At 67.6% G+C, this 17,572-nt stretch carries 15 protein-coding genes; 6 read left to right on the forward strand and 9 right to left on the reverse strand.

What is annotated here, in order from left to right; all coding sequences use genetic code 11:
- Positions 1–264 precede the first annotated feature (264 nt).
- From glgX to ABIC90_RS11275, 4 genes are all read left to right on the forward strand, one after another.
- Entirely contained in the window at positions 265–2,349 is a 2,085-nt protein-coding gene (gene glgX, locus ABIC90_RS11260; protein WP_354354198.1) for a glycogen debranching protein GlgX, read from the forward strand.
- An 87-nt stretch (positions 2,350–2,436) separates the two neighbouring features.
- Complete coding sequence (glgC, locus tag ABIC90_RS11265; protein WP_354354199.1) at positions 2,437–3,735, forward strand: glucose-1-phosphate adenylyltransferase; 1,299 nt, start codon at positions 2,437–2,439, stop codon at positions 3,733–3,735.
- A gap of 17 nt (positions 3,736–3,752) precedes the next feature.
- Complete coding sequence (gene glgA, locus ABIC90_RS11270; protein WP_354354200.1) at positions 3,753–5,228, forward strand: glycogen synthase GlgA; 1,476 nt, start codon at positions 3,753–3,755, stop codon at positions 5,226–5,228.
- 44 nt (positions 5,229–5,272) lie between these two features.
- A complete protein-coding gene (locus ABIC90_RS11275) occupies positions 5,273–7,756 on the forward strand; it encodes a glycogen/starch/alpha-glucan phosphorylase (protein ID WP_354354201.1) in 2,484 nt (827 codons plus the stop codon).
- Positions 7,757–7,896: 140 nt separating this feature from the next.
- Here the strand turns inward: ABIC90_RS11275 and ABIC90_RS11280 are convergent, their stop codons facing one another.
- The 4 genes from ABIC90_RS11280 to ABIC90_RS11295 form a co-directional block, all read right to left on the reverse strand.
- Complete coding sequence (locus ABIC90_RS11280) at positions 7,897–8,349, reverse strand: ExbD/TolR family protein (RefSeq protein ID WP_354354202.1); 453 nt, start codon at positions 8,347–8,349, stop codon at positions 7,897–7,899.
- A 13-nt stretch (positions 8,350–8,362) separates the two neighbouring features.
- The gene (locus ABIC90_RS11285; protein WP_354354203.1) at positions 8,363–9,058 is read right to left on the reverse strand and encodes a MotA/TolQ/ExbB proton channel family protein; all 696 of its coding nucleotides are present in this window, start codon (positions 9,056–9,058) and stop codon (positions 8,363–8,365) included.
- 10 nt (positions 9,059–9,068) lie between these two features.
- On the reverse strand, positions 9,069–9,869 hold the full coding sequence (gene dapB, locus ABIC90_RS11290) for a 4-hydroxy-tetrahydrodipicolinate reductase (RefSeq protein WP_436318203.1): 801 nt from the start codon (positions 9,867–9,869) through the stop codon (positions 9,069–9,071).
- 153 nt (positions 9,870–10,022) lie between these two features.
- Entirely contained in the window at positions 10,023–10,583 is a 561-nt protein-coding gene (locus tag ABIC90_RS11295) for an outer membrane protein assembly factor BamE (protein WP_354354205.1), read from the reverse strand.
- 88 nt (positions 10,584–10,671) lie between these two features.
- Here ABIC90_RS11295 and fur point away from each other — a divergent pair, with 88 nt between their 5' ends.
- Complete coding sequence (gene fur / locus ABIC90_RS11300) at positions 10,672–11,091, forward strand: ferric iron uptake transcriptional regulator (protein ID WP_354354206.1); 420 nt, start codon at positions 10,672–10,674, stop codon at positions 11,089–11,091.
- A 19-nt stretch (positions 11,092–11,110) separates the two neighbouring features.
- Here the strand turns inward: fur and hprK are convergent, their stop codons facing one another.
- The 4 genes from hprK to ABIC90_RS11320 form a co-directional block, all read right to left on the reverse strand.
- Positions 11,111–12,070, reverse strand: a complete 960-nt coding sequence (hprK, locus tag ABIC90_RS11305; protein ID WP_354354207.1) for an HPr(Ser) kinase/phosphatase — start codon at positions 12,068–12,070, stop codon at positions 11,111–11,113.
- Positions 12,071–12,165: 95 nt separating this feature from the next.
- The gene (locus tag ABIC90_RS11310) at positions 12,166–12,633 is read right to left on the reverse strand and encodes a PTS sugar transporter subunit IIA (RefSeq protein WP_354354208.1); all 468 of its coding nucleotides are present in this window, start codon (positions 12,631–12,633) and stop codon (positions 12,166–12,168) included.
- A 201-nt stretch (positions 12,634–12,834) separates the two neighbouring features.
- Positions 12,835–13,164 carry a ribosome hibernation-promoting factor, HPF/YfiA family gene (hpf, locus tag ABIC90_RS11315; RefSeq protein ID WP_354354209.1) on the reverse strand — a complete coding sequence of 110 codons (330 nt, stop codon included), beginning with the start codon at positions 13,162–13,164 and terminating at the stop codon, positions 12,835–12,837.
- A 320-nt stretch (positions 13,165–13,484) separates the two neighbouring features.
- Positions 13,485–15,602 (reverse strand): ATP-dependent helicase, encoded by a 2,118-nt coding sequence (locus ABIC90_RS11320; RefSeq protein WP_354354210.1) that lies wholly within the window; start codon positions 15,600–15,602, stop codon positions 13,485–13,487.
- A 213-nt stretch (positions 15,603–15,815) separates the two neighbouring features.
- Between ABIC90_RS11320 and corA the strand changes: the two genes are divergently transcribed.
- Positions 15,816–16,802, forward strand: a complete 987-nt coding sequence (corA, locus tag ABIC90_RS11325; RefSeq protein ID WP_354354211.1) for a magnesium/cobalt transporter CorA — start codon at positions 15,816–15,818, stop codon at positions 16,800–16,802.
- Here corA and ABIC90_RS11330 read toward each other — a convergent pair.
- A complete protein-coding gene (locus ABIC90_RS11330) occupies positions 16,795–17,571 on the reverse strand; it encodes a 5'-methylthioadenosine/adenosylhomocysteine nucleosidase (protein ID WP_354354212.1) in 777 nt (258 codons plus the stop codon). The two genes, corA and ABIC90_RS11330, sit on opposite strands and share 8 nt — an antisense overlap.
- Position 17,572: the final 1 nt, after the last annotated feature.

The following is a 17,572-nucleotide window of genomic DNA, read 5'->3' on the forward strand; positions in this document are numbered from 1 at the left end:
CTTTTGTATCTGGGGGCTGCCTGGGGAGCGGCGACGGGGGCGGCGACGGGTGCTGCATGGCCGGCCGGCCGACGTCACCGGCCCTTCGGGCTTCCCTGCGCTGCTCGCGACAGGCGGGGTCTCGCCCAAACTCGCTTCGCTCAAACAAGGGCGAGCCCTGATCCGCCTGTCGCTGCGCTGCTCGGCGGTGCCTCAACGGCCAGCCGGACATGCAGCACCCGCCGCCGTGGGCACGCTGTCGGTTGGTTCCTCCCGTTTGTTGTCATGCTGAGTCTTGGGTCGCCGTTTCCTCTGGGGGCATCGCTTTCCGCCGCCGGGTTGAACTTCGCGCTTGTCGCGCCTCGCGCGGAGGCTGTCGAGCTTTGTCTTTTTGACGGGACGGGGGTGCACGAGCAGCAACGCCTTCGACTGCCTGCTTGCACCGATGGGGTGTGGCATGGGCTGCTGCCCAGTGGGCAGGCCGGGCTGGTGTACGGGTACCGCGTGCATGGGCCGTGGGCGCCGCATGACGGGCAACGGTTCAATGCCGCCAAGGTGCTGCTCGATCCGTATGCGCGGGAGATCGTGGGGCGGTATGACGGCAGCGATCTGTTCATGGGGCACGACGCCTCGCAGCCCGAGCGACGGGATGGGCGCGACAACGGTGCTGTCGCGCTGAAGGCGCGTGTGGTGGCGACGACCGGCACGGCAACATTGCCGCCGGGCCATGCGCGCATCGCGGCCGGTGACCGCGTCCTGTACGAGTTGCACGTCCGGGGACAGACCCGCCTGCACCCGGGTGTGCCGGCTGCATTGCGCGGCACCTATGCGGGGCTGGCCGAACCCGCGGTGCTCGACCACCTGCAGCACCTGGGCATCACCACCCTGAGCCTGATGCCGGTGCAGCATCGCGCCGACGAGCAACGCCTGCTCGCCATGGGCCTTTCCAACTACTGGGGCTACAACACCATCGGATGGTTCGCGCCCGAGGCGCGCTACTGGAGCGGCCGTCCCGGCACCACGCCCGCGAGCGAATTCCGCGCGATGGCCGATGCGGTGCATGCGCGCGGCATGGAACTGGTGATCGACGTGGTCTACAACCACAGCGCCGAGAGCGACGAGTTCGGCCCCACGCTCTCGCTGCGCGGCATCGACAACGACCTGTACTACCACCTGCGCGACGACGACCGTGCGCTCTACGAGAACTGGACCGGCACCGGCAACTGCCTGAACCTGGGCGAGCCCCGCGTGCTGCAGCTGGTGATGGACAGCCTGCGCCACTGGGCCTGCGAGTTCGGCGTCGACGGCTTCCGCTTCGACCTTGCGCCGGTGCTGGGGCGCGATGCGGCGCGGGGCTTCGATGCGCGTGCGCCCTTCTTCGCAGCGATTGCGCAAGACCCGGTGCTCTCGCGCACGCTGCTGATCGCCGAGCCGTGGGACATCGGCCCCGGCGGTTATCGCCTCGGCGAATTTCCGCCGGGCTGGCTCGAATGGAACGACCGCTACCGCGACACGCAGCGCGGTTTCTGGCTGCGGCAAGGGCGCGACGGCGCAGCCGGCCTGGGCGATTTCGCGCACCGGTTCACCGCGTCCAGCACGCAGTTTGCGCATCACGGCCGGGCGCCGACGGCGAGTGTCAACTTCATCACCGCGCACGACGGCTTCACGCTGCGCGATCTGGTGAGTTTCGAAGAGCGCCACAACCTCGCGAACGGCGAGCACAACCGCGACGGCCATGCGCACAACCTGAGCAACAACTGCGGCGTCGAAGGCCCGAGCGACGACGCCGATGTGCTCGCGCGGCGCAGTCGCCTGCAGCGCGCGCTGCTCGCGGTGCTGCTGCTTTCGCAGGGCACGCCGATGCTGCTGGCCGGCGACGAGCTCGGCCACAGCCAGCAGGGCAACAACAACGCCTATTGCCAGGACAACGAGACCACCTGGCTGGCCTGGATCGGCGCGTCCGACCCGGCGAGCGACATGGCGCGCACCAGCGATTTCGTGGCGCGGCTCGCGGCCTTGCGCCGCGAAGCCGCGGCGCTGCGCAGCACGCGCTGGTGGCCGGCGGATCCGGCGGAAGGCACGCCGGGCATCCGCTGGCTGCGCCCCGACGGTGAGCCAATGGCACCGGCCGACTGGCAGTCGGGCACGGCGCTTGCAATCCTGTTCGAAAGCGCTGCGACGCAGGATGCGGATGCGTCATGGCTGGTGCTGGTGAATGCGGGGGCGGAGGCTGTGTCTTTCACGCTGCCGCAAGGCCCATGGCGTCTTTGCCTGGCCACCGATCCGGGCCACGACCACCAGGCCGCGCCGCAGGCGCTGGGCGATGGCGCGGAAGTGCCTTTTTCGAGCATCCGGGTTGCAAGAAGGTAGGAGCCACCGGCGCGGGCCGGTGCTAGTCTCTCTGCAGAAACCCTGACGACGAATTCCAACAAGCGAACGAACGAACGGAGACACAGGATGGACCACAAGAACACACCGCAGGAACCCCTGCAAGCGCATCAACTGGTTCGCCGCACCATCGCCCTGGTGCTGGCCGGCGGCCGGGGCTCGCGCCTGAAGCAACTGACCGACCGGCGGGCCAAGCCGGCCGTCTACTTCGGCGGCAAATTCCGCATCATCGATTTCGCACTGTCGAACTGCCTGAACTCCGGCATCCGGCGCATGGCGGTGGTCACGCAGTACAAGTCGCATTCGCTCATGCGGCATTTGCAGCGCGGCTGGAGCTTTCTGCGCGCGGAGCTCAACGAGATGGTGGACGTGCTGCCCGCGCAGCAGCGCACGGGCGACGAGCACTGGTACCGCGGCACGGCCGATGCGGTGTACCAGAACCTGGACATCATCCAGACCCGCTCCACCAAGCACGACTACGTGGTGGTGCTGGCCGGCGACCACATCTACAAGATGGACTACTCGATCATGGTCAAGGACCATGCCGAGCGCGGGCTGGGCTGCACGGTGGGCTGCATCGAGGTGCCGCGCATGGAGGCCACCGCCTTCGGCGTGATGGCCATCGACGACGGCCGGCAGATCACGGCCTTTCTCGAAAAGCCGGCCGATCCGCCCGCGATGCCCGGCAACCCCGACGTGGCGCTGGCCAGCATGGGCATCTACGTGTTCGACTCCGCCTACCTCTACCAATTGCTGGAAGAAGACGCCGCCAACCCCGATTCGAGCCACGATTTCGGCAAGGACATCATTCCGCGCGCCGTGGCACAGGGCCGCGCGCTGGCGCATCCCTTCAGCATGTCCTGCGTCACGCGGGCCTCGCGCGGGCCGGGCGCCCAGGCCTACTGGCGCGACGTGGGCACGATTGATGCATTCTGGGCAGCCAACCTCGACCTGGCCTCGATCACCCCCGAGCTCGACATCTATGACACCGACTGGCCCATCTGGACCTACCAGCGGCAGCTGCCCCCGGCCAAGTTCGTGCTCGACCGCCACGGCCAGCACGGCATGACGGTCAACACCATCGTCTCGGGCGGCTGCATCGTCTCGGGCTCCAAGGTGAGCAGCTCGGTGCTGTTCTCGGGCGTGCGCATCCATTCGTTCTGCGAGATCGACCAGGCGGTGCTGCTGCCCGACGTCGAGGTGGGCCGCGGCGCCCGGCTGCGCAAGGTGGTGATCGACCGCGGCTGCGTGATTCCCGACGACATGGTGATCGGCGAGGATGCCGCCGCCGATGCGGCCCGCTTCGAGCGCACCGAGACCGGCGTGGTGCTGGTCACCCGCGAAATGCTGAAAAGGCTGGCCGCCTGAGGCCACGACCGCGAACGATGCGAATCCTCCAGGTCAGCGCCGAACTCTTTCCCCTCCTCAAGACCGGCGGCCTGGCGGACATCGCCGGCGCCCTGCCCTTGGCGCTCATGGCCCAGGGGCAGGACGCGCGGGTGCTGCTGCCGGGTTTTCCGGCCATCGTGGCCGGCGTGCGCGACCTGGCGCCGGTGGCCGAATTCGCGGCGCCCTGGGGCGAGCGCTTCGGCCTGCGCGCCGGGCACATCGCCATCGACGGCGCACCGGCCATTCCGGCCTATGTGATCGACGCGCCGGCCCTTTACGACCGGCCCGGCAACCCCTACGAAGACGCGGCGCGCCAGCCCTACGCCGACAACCACCGGCGCTTCGCGCTGCTCGGCTGGGCTGCGGCGCAGCTGGCCCAAGGGCTCGATCCGGCGTGGCAGCCCGAGGTCGTGCATGCGCACGACTGGCATGCGGCGCTGGCGCCCGCGTACCTCGCCTTCGCCCGGCAGCCGGGTCGGCCGCATGTGGGCAGCGTGTTCACGGTGCACAACCTGGCCTACCAGGGTGTGTTCGCGCCCTGGAACTTCGCCGACCTCGGTTTGCCGGCGCCCGCCTTCCACATCAACGGGCTCGAGTACCACGGCCAGGTGTCGTTCATGAAGGCGGGCCTCTACTTCGCCGACCGGCTCACCACGGTGAGCCCCACCTATGCGCTGGAGATCCAGACGCCCGAGCAGGGCTGTGGCCTTGACGGCCTGCTGCGCCAGCGCAGCGGCGTGCTCAGCGGCATCCTCAATGCGGTGGACGACAAGGTCTGGAACCCGGCCGCCGACGCCGCGCTGGTGCAGGGCTATCACACGCCCGAAGGCCGGCACATGGCGGGCAAGGCGCGCTGCAAGGCGGTGCTGCAGCACCAGCTCGGCCTGGCCGAGCGGCCGGACGCGCCGCTCTTCATCCTGGTGAGCCGGCTCACCGAACAGAAGGGCCTGCACCTGGTGCTGGGCGGCCTCGATGCGCTGCTCGCCCAGGGCGGCCAGCTCGCGCTGCTGGGCAGCGGCGAGGCGTGGCTCGAAGAGGCCTTTCGCCAGCGCGCGGCGGCGGCCCCGCAATCGGTTAACGTCACCATCGGCTACAACGAAATGCTCGCCCACCAGCTCTTCGGCGCGGGCGACGTGACGCTGGTGCCCTCTCTCTTCGAACCCTGCGGCCTCACGCAGATGTACGGCCTGAAGTACGGCAGCCTGCCGCTGGTGCGCCGCGTGGGCGGCCTGGCCGACACGGTGGTGGACAGCACGCTGGAAGACATGGCGAGCGGCGAGGCCACCGGCTTCGTGTTCGACCGCTTCGACGGCGCCGACTACGAGCGCGCCTTGCGCCGCGCCTTCGCCCTTTACCAACGCGCGCCCGACTGGCGCCGCGTGCGAGGCCATGCCATGCGGAGGCCGGCCGACTGGGCCACCGCGGCCGCGCAGTACATCGATGTCTACAGGCAGGCCCTGGGCTCCCCCTGACCCTTGCACGGCCAACACCAAACACTCACACCAGAACGCTCACCATGACGATCAAAGACTTTGCCTACGACCATCCCGACCGCGACGTCGCGGCCTTCAAGCGCGCCGTGGCCAACAAGCTGATCTACGCGGTCGGCAAGGACCCGGTCGCGGCCAGCCAGGACGACTGGCTCAACGCCACCTCGCAGGCCGTGCGCGACCAGCTGGTCGAGCGCTGGATGATGACCACGCGCGCCAACTACGCGCAGGACTTGAAGCGCGTCTACTACCTCTCGATGGAGTTCCTCATCGGGCGCACCTTCACCAACGCGCTGCTCGCGGTCGACCTCTACGACACGGTGCGCGAGGCCCTGGCCGACTTCGGCGTGGACATGGCGGCGCTGTCCGAGCGCGAGCCCGACGCGGCGCTGGGCAACGGCGGCCTCGGCCGGCTCGCAGCCTGCTTTCTCGATTCGATGGCCACGCTCGGCGTGCCGGGCATGGGCTACGGCATCCGCTATGAGTACGGCATGTTCCGCCAGCGCATCGTCGACGGCCAGCAGGTGGAAACGCCCGACTACTGGCTCACGCGCGGCAACCCCTGGGAGTTCCAGCGGCCCGAGGTGAACTACCGCGTGCGCTTCGGCGGCCATGTGCAAAAGCGCGAAGGCCTGAACGCGCCCTACGGCGCGGCCGACTGGGTCGACACGCACGACGTGCGCGCCGTGGCCTACGACACCATCATCCCGGGCTACGGCACGCAGGCCACGAACACGCTGCGCCTCTGGTCGGCGCGCGCCACCGAGGAGATCGACCTCTCGGCCTTCAACCGCGGCAACTACATGGGCGCGGTGGAAAGCAAGAACCAGTCGGAGAACGTCTCGCGGGTGCTCTACCCCGACGACTCCACGCCCTCGGGCCGTGAGCTGCGGCTGCACCAGGAATACTTCTTCTGCAGCGCGAGCGTGCAGGACCTGCTGCGCCGCTACCTGCGCAACCACAAGAGCTTCGACCAGCTGGCCGACAAGGTCAGCATCCACCTGAACGACACGCACCCGGTGCTTGCGGTGCCCGAGCTCATGCGCCTCCTGCTCGACGAGCACGGCCTGGCATGGGACGAGGCCTGGGCGCACACGCAGAAGGTGTTCAGCTACACCAACCACACGCTGATGCATGAGGCGCTGGAGACCTGGCCGGTGGAAATGCTCGGGCGCATCCTGCCGCGGCACCTGCAGATCATCTACGACATGAACGCCAAGTTCCTGGCCACGGTGGCACAGAAGGTGGGCAACGACGTGGAACTGATGCGCCGGCTGTCGCTGGTGGACGAATCGGGCGAGCGGCGCGTGCGCATGGCGTACGTGGCGGTGCTGGCAAGCCACTCGATCAACGGCGTGTCGGGGCTGCACTCGGAGCTGATGAAGCAATCGATCTTTGCGGACTTCGACAAGATCTTTCCGGAGCGCTTCAACAACAAGACCAACGGCGTCACGCCGCGCCGCTGGCTGGCGCAGGCCAACCCGCCGCTGGCCGCGCTGCTGGACCAGCGCATCGGCAAGGGGTGGCGGCGCGACCTCTCGCAGCTGGAAGCCCTCAAGCCGATGGTCGCGCAGCCCGCGTTCGTGCGCGCGTTTCGCCATGCCAAGCGCGAGAACAAGCTGCGCCTGGCCAACTGGGTCGGCGAGCACCTGAAGATCGACCTGGACACCGACGCGATGTTCGACGTGCAGGTCAAGCGCATCCACGAGTACAAGCGGCAACTGCTCAACGTGCTGCATGTGGTGTCGCGGTACCACCGCATCCTGGACGCGCAGGCGGCGGGCACACCCATCGACATCGTGCCGCGCGTGGTGGTGTTCGCGGGCAAGGCAGCCTCGGCCTACGTGATGGCCAAGCTGGTGATCCGGCTCATCAACGACGTGGCGAGCACCATCAACGCCGATGCGCGCGTGGGCAAGCTGCTGAAGGTGGTGTTCCTGCCGAACTACAGCGTGAGCCTGGCCGAGATCATCATGCCGGCGGCCGACCTGTCGGAGCAGATTTCCACCGCGGGCACCGAGGCCTCGGGCACGGGCAACATGAAGTTCGCGCTCAACGGCGCGCTCACCATCGGCACGCTGGACGGCGCCAATGTGGAAATGCGCGAGAACGTGGGGCCGGAGAACATCTTCATCTTCGGCAACACGACGCCGGAGGTGGCCGACATCCGGGCGCGCGGCTACCAGCCGCGCGAGATCTACGAGGAGAACGCGGATTTGAAGCGCGTGCTCGATGCGATCCGCGACGGCGCGTTCTCGGCCGGCGAGCCGGGGCGCTACCAGGGCATCTACGACGCGCTGGTGAACTGGGGCGACCACTACCTGCTGCTGGCCGACTACGCGAGCTATGTGGCCAAGCAGGCGGAGGTGGATGCGCTGTACAGCGACTCGGATGCGTGGACGCGGATGGCGATCCTGAACGTGGCGGGGATGGGGGCGTTCTCGTCGGACCGCACGATTGCGCAGTACGCGCATGAGATCTGGAACACCAAGCCGGTGGTGCTGGGCTGAGTCTTCGTTCGGTATTTCTCCCTCCCCTCCCGGGGGAGGGCCGGGGTGGGGGCACGGCGGCGTATCAATCGCAGCGACTTTTCAAAGGCCGCTTGCCCCCATCCCAGCCTTCCCCCGGGAGGGGAAGGAGCAAGACAAATTCAGCGCGGCTTTCCAGGGGCCTCGGCGGCCTCTGTCACGAACCCGATGCGGCTCAGCCCCGCCTTGTTCGCAATCCCCATCAGAGCCACCACCTTGCCGTAGGGCACGGTCTGGTCGGCGCGCAGCTGCACTTCGGTGTCCTTGCTGTCCACGGCGGCCTTCTCGAGCCGCGCGGCCAGTTCTTCGTCGGTCACCGGCTGATCGTTGAGGAAGACCTTGCCTGCGGCATCGACCGCGAGGCTCACGAACTTGGGCGCATCGTTGGGCTGGCCCGCATCGGTCTGCGGCAGGTCGAGCTTGATCGAGCTGGCCATCAGCGGCGCGGTGATGATGAAGATCACCAGCAGCACCAGCATCACATCGACCAGCGGCGTCACGTTGATGTCCGACAGCGGACGCTGCCCGCCGCCGCCGGTGGCGCTGCTGCCTAGCGAAGAGCGACCGAAGGCCATGCTGCGTGGGTCGTCAGACCGGCATCGGCCGCGCGGGCGGCGGTGCGGGAGGTACGGGCGCTTCGCCGAAGCTGCCCAGCAGGTCGTGCGCAAAGCCTTCGAGCTCGGCTTCGACGCGGCCGACGACGCGGCCGAACACGTTGTAGGCCAGCACGGCCGGAATGGCGACCGCGAGGCCGAAGGCCGTCATCACCAGCGCTTCGCCGACGGGGCCGGCCACCTTGTCGATGGTGAAGCCGCCGGCCTGGCCCGCGATGCCCGCGAGCGCGCCGTAGATGCCCCAGACCGTGCCCAGCAGGCCGACGAAAGGGGCCGTGGCGCCCACGGTGGCAAGAAGAATCTGCCCGGCCTGCAGGCGGCGCAGCGCGGCATGCAGGGCGTCGCGCAGCGCGCGCGTGAGACGCTGGTTGCGGTCGCCCGCGGCGCCCAGCGTTCCGTTGACGTCAGCGACCGCCGCATGCTTGATGGCGAGCACCGCCGGCAGCACCAGCGCGGCCCGGTCGAAGGCCCTGAGCTTCTGTTCCGCATCGGCCAGCGTGGCCGACTGCCAGAACGCCGCGATGCTGCGCAGCACGTCGCGCGTGCCGCCGCGCAGGAGCCAGGCCTTCCAGAGGATCACGACCCAGCTGGCGATGGACATCGCCAGCAGCAGCGCCGCCACCGAACGGCTGACGCCGTCGCCATGGGTCAGCAGTTCGAGGACGCTCATCCGCGGCTCTCTAACGCAGGCCCAGCACGTCGAACATGTCGAACAGGCCGGCCTTCTGATCGGCCAGGAAACGCACCGCGCGCAGCGCGCCCTGCGCATAGGTGACGCGGCTGGACGACTTGTGGGTGATCTCGATGCGCTCGCCGATGCCGGCGAACAGCACGGTGTGGTCGCCCACGATGTCGCCGCCGCGAATGGCCGAGAAGCCGATGGTCGAGGGATCGCGCTCGCCCGTGATGCCTTCGCGGGCATACACGGCGCAGTCCTTCAGGTCGCGGCCCAGCGCATCGGCGATCACTTCGCCCATCTGGAGCGCGGTGCCCGAAGGCGCATCGACCTTGTGGCGGTGGTGGGCTTCGATGATCTCGATGTCGTAGCCGGTGGCCATGGCCTTGGCAGCCATTTCGAGCAGCTTGAGCGTGACGTTGACGCCCACGCTCATGTTGGGCGCCAGCATGATCGCGATGTCTTTCGCGATCTCGGCGATCTCGGCCTTTTGCGCGTCGCTGAAGCCGGTGGTGCCGATGACGGCCTGCACGCCGAGCTCGCGGCAGATCGCCAGGTGCGCGAGCGTGCCTTCAGGACGGGTGAAGTCGATGAGCACCTGCGCGTCTTGCAGGCCGGTGCGCAGGTCGGAGACGATGGGCACGCCGCTCGTGAAGCCGAGAAAAGCGGCTGCGTCGGCGCCGATGGCCGGGCTGCCGGCGATGTCGAGCGCGCCGGCCAGGCGGCAGTCGGGCGCGTTGCGCACGGCCTCGATCAGCATGTGGCCCATGCGGCCCGAAGCGCCGGCAATGGCGATGCGGCGCAGCGCGGGCGTGGCGGAAATGGAAGAGGAAGCAGTAGGTTCAGTCACGCGGATTCAGTCTTCGGTCGTCGAAATGGCCGCAAGGCCACTGGGAACCATGGGCACCGGACGGACGCCGCCTGACCCGGCGGGCGCCGCCCGCTCCTGCTGCTGCGCTCAGCGCGCGGCTTCGAGCGGGGGATAGGCCGCCGGCAGCGGGGGCACGACAGGCGCGGCTGCCGCGGCCGGATCGGCTTTGGCGTCCTTGGCCGGGGCGAATTTCTTGAGCTCGTCTTCCGAGGCCTCGAGCTGGGGCACCTTGCCAGACTTCTTTCGGGTGTCGAGCGTGGCGACGAACTCTTCTTCGCTGGGCATGGCGTCGCCCTCGAAGCGGTCCATCAGCTCGCCGTTGAAGTACACGGTCAGCCGGCGTTCCTGGGGTTCGACACCCTGGCGGCGGATGGTGAACACGTAGTCCCAGCGGTTGGCATGGAACACATCGTTCAGCAGCGACGTGCCGAGGATTTCACGCACCTGCTGGCGCGACATGCCGGGCTTGAGCGCCGCGACCTGCTCCTTCGACACGAAATTGCCCTGGACCACTTCGACCTTGTAGGGCGTGACCGCGGACAGCGCGCCACGCGTGCGATCGCTGAAACCGCTGCAGGCACCGAGGCAGAGCGTCGCGGCGACGGCAGCAGCCAGCAGCCAGGGACGGCGTTGGAGAATGGCAGGCATGGGAGGAAAGGGGGGTAGCGATATGATCGGCCATTGTAGCGGCTGACCTTTTCAGGACCTGACCGCCGCGCAGGGTGCAGGAACCATCATGGCCAATATCGACGAACTCAAGAACACCGGCCTCAAGGCCACTTTGCCGCGCCTGAAGATCCTCGAAATCTTCCAGACCGGCAGCCAGCGCCACATGACGGCGGAGGACGTGTTTCGCGTGCTGCTCAACGAGCGCTCCGACATCGGCCTGGCCACGGTCTACCGGGTGCTGACGCAGTTCGAGCAGGCCGGCATCCTGGAGCGCAGCCATTTCGAGAGTGGCAAGGCCGTCTACGAACTCAACGAAGGCACTCACCACGACCACCTGATCTGCACCTCGTGCGGCAAGGTCGAGGAGTTCTACGACGCCGAGATCGAACGCCGCCAGCAGATGATTTCCAAGGACAAGGGCTGGATCCTGCAGGACCACGCCATGTCGCTCTACGGCCTCTGCGGCGACTGTGTAAAGAAACGCTAGGCCGGCTGAAAAGACGGCCTCAGTCGCTGTCGCGGCCGCTTTCCATTGCCTTGTGGTGGCGCGCCACGAAGTCCGCATAGGTGTCGATGCCGCGCAGCTGCAGGATCGAATTGCGCACGGCCGCCTCGACCAGCACCGCGATGTTGCGCCCCGCCACCACCTGGATGATGACCTTGCGCACCGGAATGCCCAGCACGTCCTGCGTGAGCGGCGCCGAGGGCATGCGCTCGTAGTCGCGCTCGAAGCTGTCGCGCCGCACCAGGTGCACGATGAGCTTCAGGCGCATCTTCCGGCGCACCGCCGTCTCGCCGAAGATCGCGCGGATGTCCAGGAGGCCGATGCCGCGCACTTCCAGCAGGTTCAGCAGCAGGTCGGGGCAGCGCCCTTCGATGGTGTTCTGGTTGATGCGGTACAGGTCGACCGCGTCATCGGCCACCAGGCCGTTGCCGCGCGAAATCAGCTCCAGGCCCAGCTCGCTTTTGCCCAGGCCCGATTCGCCGGTGATCATCACGCCCATGCCCAGGATGTCCATGAACACGCCGTGCATCGAGGTGCGCTCGGCGAAGTGCTTGGACAGGTAGGCGCGCAGCAGATCGATCACGAAGGCCGACGACTCGCGCGTGGCAAAGAGCGGCAACTGGGCGCGCTCGCAGATCGCCAGCAGTTCGTCGGGCGGCACCTGGCCGTCGGCCAGCACCAGCATCGGCGGCTCCAGCGTGACGATGCGGGCGATGCGCCGGGCGCAGTCTTCCGGGCTGCCGCGCGTGAGGTAGGCGACCTCGCGGGCGCCCAGGATCTGCACGCGGTACGGGTGGATGTAGTTGAGGTAGCCGACCAGGTCGGCGGCCGACTGCGCGCGGCTGATGACTTCGGGGTCGAACTGGCGTTCTGAAGCACCCAGCCCGGCGAGCCATTCCCAGCGGAGCGACCCGCGGAACTCCTCGAACATGGCATCGGCGCTGATGACGGTCGGCTTCATGCGTTCAGGAGACGGCGCTCGGCGCCGTCATTGGAGTGATGAGTGACAGGGGTGCCGCGCAGCTTATCAGCAGCCACGCGTGCCGACGCACGGGCTCAGGCGACCTGCGTGGACTGCCAGCCGGCAATGAGGCCGTGCAGGGCGCCGGCGTCGGTGCTGGACTTGATCTGCTCGCGCAGGCCGGCATCGCTCAGCAGCTCGGCGATCTCGGAGAGGATCTCGAGGTGCTTCTGCGTGGCGGCTTCGGGCACCAGCAGGAAGATCAGGAGGCCCACAGGTTGCTCGTCGGGGGCGTCGAAGCCGATGGGGTTGGCCAGCTGGAACACGGCGGCCATCGGCGCCTTCAGGCCCTTGATGCGGCCATGCGGAATGGCAACGCCGTGGCCCAGGCCGGTGGAACCCAGGCGCTCGCGCGCAAACAGGCTGTCGGTGATGAGGGCGCGTCCCAGGCCGTGAAGGCTTTCGAACAACAGACCCGCTTCTTCGAAAGCACGTTTCTTGCTGGTGGCGTCAACGCTCACAAGCACTTGAGCGGGCGGCAGGATGGACGCGAGGCGATTCATGGTGGGGGAAGAGCGGGCGCGATTATGCACCCGCTTGGTAAAAACCCCCAGTCCCCTTATCTACTTTCTGTCTACATGTTGCCCGCAGGCCTCGCTGGCCTTGGCAAAACAGACAAAGCCCCCCAGAGACAGTCGGAAAAACAAAAGCCGCCCGAAGGCGGCCTGAGGTGCGAGCGCCAGGGCCTCGCCCTGTGCTCATCGTCACATCACGCGCTTGGGTGCCACGTGGTGGTGGTCCTGCAGGCGGTCCTTGTGACGCACCACCTGGCGATCCAGCTTGTCGACCAGGTTGTCGACCGCAGCGTAGAGATCAGCGTGGCTCGACTCCGCGAACATGTCGTTGCCCTTGACGTGGATGTTGCATTCCGCCCTTTGTCGGCCTTCCTTTTCCTTCTGCTTTTCCACCGTAAGGATCACCTTCACATCGACCACCTGGTCGAAATGCCGTGTGATCCGGTCCAGCTTGCTCGTCACGTAGGTGCGCAAGGCGGGGGTAACGTCGAGGTGATGACCGCTGATCGTCAAATTCATGAATGACCTCCTGAGAATTGACGGTTGGGAAAATGGCCCCGCTTCGAAATGAAGCGTGACCGGCGAAACAGGATGAGGTTGGAAGAGAGAGAGGGGAAGAAGAGAGAAGCGAAAGAAGGGTCGTTCGATTCACTATGCCCAAGCTGTCACGGTATTGCAATACCCGGGTTCTCCGGATGGCGCCGGCCGCTGCCACCGGCTTCAATCCGCTATTGAATACATAGCTGCCCACGCACGGCGGGCCGCCGTTGCGGCGCTTTGCCAACAAGTGTTTCCGCCCTTGCCGCCCGGTGACCCTGCCGTGCAAAGGGCCAGCCGTTTCAGCGCCAGGCGGCGCGCATGCGGTTGCGCAGGTCGATCACGGCGCTCGGCGGCGGTACCGCGGACGGGCGCACGGGCGGCGGCGGCCAGGTCTGCTGCTCGAAACCCGCAAGGTCGGACTCCGTGATGAAGCGCGTGCGGTTGGCATACAGGTGCCGGTCGCCCCGCACCGCCTGCTGCGTGACATAGAAGCGCTGCGGCACCAGCAGATGCAGGTGGTCGCGGGCCCGTGTCATCGCCACATAGAGCAGGCGCCGCTCCTCTTCGAGCTCGTGGGCGCCCTGCGCCACGTCGGCCGGCAGGCAGCCGTCGACCACGTTGAGCACATGCACCGAACTCCACTCCTGCCCCTTGGCCGAATGGATGGTGGAAAGGATCAGGTAGTCCTCGTCCAGCAGCGGCGGACCGGGGCGGTCGCTCGTGGCTTCGGGCGGATCGAGCGTCAGTTCGGTCAGGAAGCGCTCGCGCGAACCGTAGCCCGCGGCCAGCCGCACCAACTGCTCCACGTCCTGGCGACGCACGCCGGAGGTGTCTTCGTACAGCCGCTCCAGGTGCGGCAGGTACCAGCCCAGGGCCAGCTCCATGTCGGCCGGCCATGCCAGCGACGGCGCGCGCAAGGCGGCGTAGGTCTGCGCAAAGCCCGTCCATTGCTCGCGCGCGGCAGACGGCGGCACGAAATCGCGCACGGCCGCGACGGGATCGGCCGCCTGGTCCATTGCATCGAGCAGGCGCGTGCCGGTGGCCGGCCCGATGCCGGGAATCAGTTGCGTGACGCGAAACCCCGCCATGCGACCGCGCGGATTCTGGGCGAAGCGCAGCACCGCGAGCAGGTCCTTCACATGCGAGGCCTCCAGAAACTTGAGGCCGCCGAACTTCACGAACGGGATGTTGCGGCGCGCGAGCTCCAGTTCGAGCGCCGCGCTGTGCGAGGAGGTGCGAAACAGCACCGCCTGCGACTTGAGCGCCAGCCCGCCCTCGCGGTGCGCGAGCACCTTGTCGGCCACCCAGCGCGCCTGCCCTGCTTCGTCGGGCACCAGCACCAGTTGCGGCTTGCCGGCGGAGGGCTTGTCGGTCCACAGCGTCTTGGCATGCCGCTCGGCCGCGTGCGCGATCACGCGGTTCGACACGTCGAGGATGGGCTGCGTCGAGCGGTAGTTGCGCTCCAGCGTGACGACCCGCGCCTCCTGGCTGAACTGCGCCGGAAAGTCGAGGATGTTGCGCACCGTGGCGCCGCGGAACGAGTAGATCGATTGCGCGTCGTCCCCCACCACCGTGACGCCGCGCCCGTCGGGCTTCATCGACAGGAGGATCGAGGCCTGCAGCAGGTTGGTGTCCTGGTACTCGTCGACCAGCACATGGTCGAAGCGCTCGCCGACAGCCTCGGCCAGCGCGGGCTCGGCGACCATCCCGGCCCAGTAGAGCAGCAGATCGTCGTAGTCGAGCACGTTCTGCTGCTGCTCGGCCTCCACGTAGGCACCGAAGAGCTTCTTGAGTTCGGCCTCCCATTCGCCGCACCACGGAAAGGCCTCCTTCAGCACCTCGGCCACCGAAGCGCGCGTGTTCACGCAGCGCGAGTAGATCGAGAGGCATGTCCCCTTGCGCGGGAAGCGGTTCACCGTGGACGACAGCCCCAGCTCATGCCGCACCAGCCCCATCAGGTCTTCGGCATCGCCGCGGTCGTGGATCGTGAAGTTCTCGTCGAGGCCGATCTGCGCGGCGTATTCGCGCAGCAGGCGTGCCCCGATGCCGTGGAAGGTGCCGGCCCATGGCAGCGCGGGCGGCCGCTCCGATTTCAGGCCGAGCACCTTGGCCAGCACCTGGCCCGCGCGGCGCTCCATTTCCTGCGCGGCGCGGCGCGAGAAGGTCAGAAGCAGCAGCCGCTGCGGATCGACCCCGTCCGCGATCAGGTGCGCCACGCGGTGGGCCAGCGTGCTGGTCTTGCCGGAGCCCGCGCCGGCAATCACCAGCAGCGGGCGGCGATCGTTGGCCGACGCGGCGCCGACGCCGTGCTCCACCGCCGCGCGCTGGTCGTCGTTGAGCGTGGCCAAGGCCGCGGCCAGGCGCTCGGCCTGGGTCTTCGGCGCAGTGGAAATGACGGGGGGCGCAGCGGCCTGCATGGCGCACGACTGTACTGTATGAACGTCCAGCCCGGACGCCTTGCGGCCATGTGGCCGGTGACATAATCGCGCCTCGCTGCAACCGGAGACTCCCCAATGGAAACCGCCCCGTCTCGGCAGCTTTCAACTCCCTTCTGACGCCCCGCGCCGGGCCTGGGAATTGAAAGCGCCCCTCCCCCGCCCACCGTTTCAGTCATCTCCGGGAGTGAGCCCATGCTCAATATCTTTACGCTCGCCAACGGCCGCCTCGTCCAGGAAGAGATCGAGTCGCTCGAAGAGCTCTCCAAGTTCCAGCCCATCTGGGTCGACCTCGAGTCGCCCACGCTCGAAGAAAAGCGCTGGATCAAGCAGTACTACGGCCTCTCGATTCCCGAAGACGCGATGGACGAGGACATCGAGGAATCCGCCCGCTTCTACGAGGAAGACAACGGCGAGCTGCACATCCGCTCCGACTTCCTGATCGACGACGACGAAGACCCGCGCACCGTGCGCGTGGCCTTCATCCTGAACCAGCACAACACCGACCTGCGCAGCCGCGGCGTGCTGTTTTCGATCCACGACGAAGACGTGCCGGTGTTCCGCCTTCTGCGCATGCGCGCGCGCCGCGCCCCCGGCCTGATCGAGGACGCCAAAGAGGTGCTGCTGAAGCTGTTCGACGCCGACGCCGAATACTCGGCCGACACGCTGGAGAACATCTACGACGAGCTCGAAGTGGCGGGCAAGAAGGTGCTCTCGGGCAACGTCAGCGACGAGCTCGCCGGCGAGGTGCTCGGCGCCATCGCGCGGCAGGAAGACTTGAACGGCCGCATCCGCCGCAACGTGATGGACACGCGCCGCGCGGTCAGCTTCATGATGCGCAGCAAGATGCTCAACGCCGAGCAGTTCGAGGAAGCGCGGCAGATCCTGCGCGACATCGAGTCGCTGGACAACCACACCGCCTTCCTCTTCGACAAGATCAATTTCCTGATGGATGCGACCGTCGGTTTCATCAACATCAACCAGAACAAGACGATCAAGATCTTCTCGGTGGCGAGCGTGGCGCTGCTGCCGCCCACGCTGATCGCGAGCATCTACGGCATGAACTTCAAGTTCATGCCCGAGCTCGACTGGGCGATGGGCTATCCGTATGCCATCGCGCTGATGGCGGCCAGCGCGCTGGTGCCGATGTGGTACTTCCGCCGGCGCGGCTGGCTCAAGTAGCCGCGCTGTCCGAAGGCAGGCCGGCGAGCCACGCGCCGATCAGCGCGAGGCTGTAGCGGCTCGCGACCTCGGCGACGAAGCGCGCGAAGTCGCCATGGGCTTCGTCGTCGGCGCGGTCCGAAATGGTCCGCATCGCCGCGAAGGGCACGCCGTAGTCGTGGCACACCTGGGCCACGGCGGCGCCTTCCATTTCGACCGCGAGCGCATCGGGCAGATGGCGGTGCAGCGCTTCGCTTTCGGCAGCGGTCGAAACGAAGCGGTCGCCGCTCACCAGCAGCCCGCGGTGCACCTTCGGTGAACGAAGGCCGAACTCGTCGATGGCGCCCTGCCCTACCAACGCGACTGGATCACGCAGCGTCTCTTCGGCCACGGCCGCCAGTGCATCGCTGATTGCAGCGTCGGCCGTGAAACGCGAAAGGCCCATCAAGGGCACTTCGTATCTGGGAAAGAGTGGCGATGCGTCCATGTCGTGCTGAAGCAGTTCGGTTGCCACGACCACATCGCCGACAGCCACGCCCGGCGCGAGCCCGCCCGCGACACCGCTGAACACGATGGCCCGCACGGCAAACCGCTCCAGCAGCACCGTGGCCGTCACCGCCGCCGCGACCTTGCCGATGCGCGACAGCACCGCGACCACGGGCTGCCCATGCAGATGGCCCACCCAGAAGTCGCGCCCGGCAACGCGCACGCGCTGCTCGTCGGGCATCTGCGCGAGGAGCGCCTTCAGCTCCTCGTGCATCGCCGCGACGATGGCGATGGGCCCGGCCATG

The sequence above is a fragment of the Variovorax boronicumulans genome (assembly GCF_040544675.1).
GTDB classification, from domain to species: domain Bacteria; phylum Pseudomonadota; class Gammaproteobacteria; order Burkholderiales; family Burkholderiaceae_C; genus Variovorax; species Variovorax boronicumulans_D.